Raw genomic sequence first — 2,016 nt, 5'->3', positions numbered from 1 at the left:
AAAAAATTACCTTTTTAATGTAAAGTTGAACAGTAGTTAGGTTGGTAAAGTGAATTGTTTTTAACTACAGCAAATACTTGTTTTAATAGTTTGTTCATAACGGCGATTAGTGCTTGTTTCCCAGTTTTTCCATTAGCTTTAAGTCTGTCAAAAAGTTGTTTACAAGCCTCATTTGTTTGTTTGGCATTCATGGCACACATATATAAAACATCTCGAATTGGTTTGCCACCTTTTTTATAAATTCGGTTACTTCCTTTTATACTGGTTCCACTAGAATATTCTGTTGGACTTAAACCGGCAAAGCTGATTAATTGACGATGATTGGTTGTGTGCTTAAAACCCTGAGTGAAGATGATTAATAAAGCAGTGGCACGTTTACCTAGACCTTTGATGCTATTGATGCTTTTATATTGCTCAGGCTGCCATTTCTTAAGAAGTACTTGAAGCTTAACTTCTAAATGATCTATCTCTTTTTCCAAGTAAGACTTCATTTTTTCAATAGATTTTAGGGTTTCTTTACTTGGGAATGGAAGCAATTTTAAACTGTGCAACTGGTTGTTAAATCGCTTTACTTGTTCAGCATATTCTCTGATAGTATTATAAATCTGTTTGCACTCAAAATATGCGCTATCGGGCATTTGCCAGAATGGAGGGCGCTGATCAATAGCATAGTGACAGATCCATCGGCTATCTTTTTTATCAGTTTTATTTCGTTCTAAATGCATTTGAATATATCGTTTAATACTCATTGCATTTACAACACTCAACTTACAACCCAAACTGTCCAAGAAAAAGGCAAGCCTGATATAATAAACACCAGTGGCTTCCATAACGAAGTGACAGTTTTGACCAGTATGTTCAAGCATTTTTTAAACCCTGCATTGTTATTTCCAACCTGGAGATAAAAAAGCTCACCGAGGTTATTTTGGTAGGTAACATCTAATGTTAAGTGAGACACATCAATGCCACAACAAGATAATTTGTCTGTCATAATTTGTTTTTTAACCATTTAAAAATTAGATTAGAAGTAAGGAAAAAACAAAGGGAAGAACAATCTTACACTGTGCTATCTATCCTAATTCAAGCATTTTAAATTGCTTAATGAACTGTTCAGCATCTGGTAAGAGAAAGGGCGGTGACTGTCATGTTAGAATGGCTCAAGGCCAACGCGGTTTTACGGTCTTATTCCGCCCCTTGTTCTTTCTGAATTTGTATAAATCCTTTAGTATAAATTTATTGAATTGTAAACATAGGAGGCAGTTTGGCAAAATGGCGGGTTCAGTGCTAAATTCAACGGCAGTTCTTCGATTAAACATTTGTGCAGAACTGAACATTTGTGCTTCGATTTCCGCCACTTCGCCAAGCCCTGAACGTGTGTGACTTGAATTAAGCATTATTGAGATTAATGTTTAAATGCTGTAAAACAGATGGAAGCATTTCTCTGATAATAGGGAGAAATGATGGTCTTCCGAAGACGACTTTCTGGAGTAGTTTTCAAACCACTTTATGCTGCAATGATTGGAAACAATATTGTGGTGAGCGATAAAGAAAAACAGAAACGATGATTTCTGTAGGTGCGTAGTACAAGAGCTGAACGCAAGTGAACCAATGATGAAGCCTCGTAAGGGCAATAGCGATGTCGAAAGTAAGCAGTTACGTTTGTGTTTACGAATAGAGTGTAATGAATACCAGATAATCGGTTACACGGCATCCGGGGTTAAGTTGGCAGGACTGTATTATAGGCTGTTTTATGGAACAAGTGAAGTCATTGTTGTTTTGTAAAATCGAAAGAGGAACAAACGCTTTTGGATGAGGCGAAGCAATGGCGGCAGACTTAATCATAGTAGTGAGGAAGCTTATGAAAATAAGTGGAGCGAAGGATTAAGCTTGTTTAGTTATCAAAACCAATTTACAACCAGTAATGGGATGACAGATTATTTTGAGACAAAATCACAACCAATTACCAAGTTAATGGTGTGGCAGGCTTACAAGAAAGTAAGAGCCAATCAAGGGAGT

General features: G+C 36.5%; 2 protein-coding genes. One reads left to right on the top strand and one right to left on the bottom strand.

Translation table 11 applies throughout. The features are described from left to right. Positions 1–14 precede the first annotated feature (14 nt). The gene (locus F777_RS16980; protein ID WP_051408643.1) at positions 15–866 is read right to left on the bottom strand and encodes an IS110 family RNA-guided transposase; all 852 of its coding nucleotides are present in this window, start codon (positions 864–866) and stop codon (positions 15–17) included. A 943-nt stretch (positions 867–1,809) separates the two neighbouring features. Between F777_RS16980 and F777_RS16975 the strand changes: the two genes are divergently transcribed. After that, the coding region (locus F777_RS16975; protein ID WP_201767621.1) for a hypothetical protein at positions 1,810–2,016 on the top strand (207 nt) is incomplete at its 3' end.

The sequence above is a fragment of the Sediminibacterium sp. C3 genome, assembly GCF_000508085.1.
Lineage (GTDB): Bacteria > Bacteroidota > Bacteroidia > Chitinophagales > Chitinophagaceae > Sediminibacterium.
The sequence above is the reverse complement of the archived record's forward strand: the minus strand, read 5'-3'. Positions and strand labels throughout refer to the sequence as shown.

Bases quoted from the DNA above. Each gene is read 5' to 3' on its own strand.
- F777_RS16980 (WP_051408643.1), bottom strand. From the start codon at position 866: ATGCTTGAACATACTGGTCAAAACTGTCACTTCGTTATGGAAGCCACT.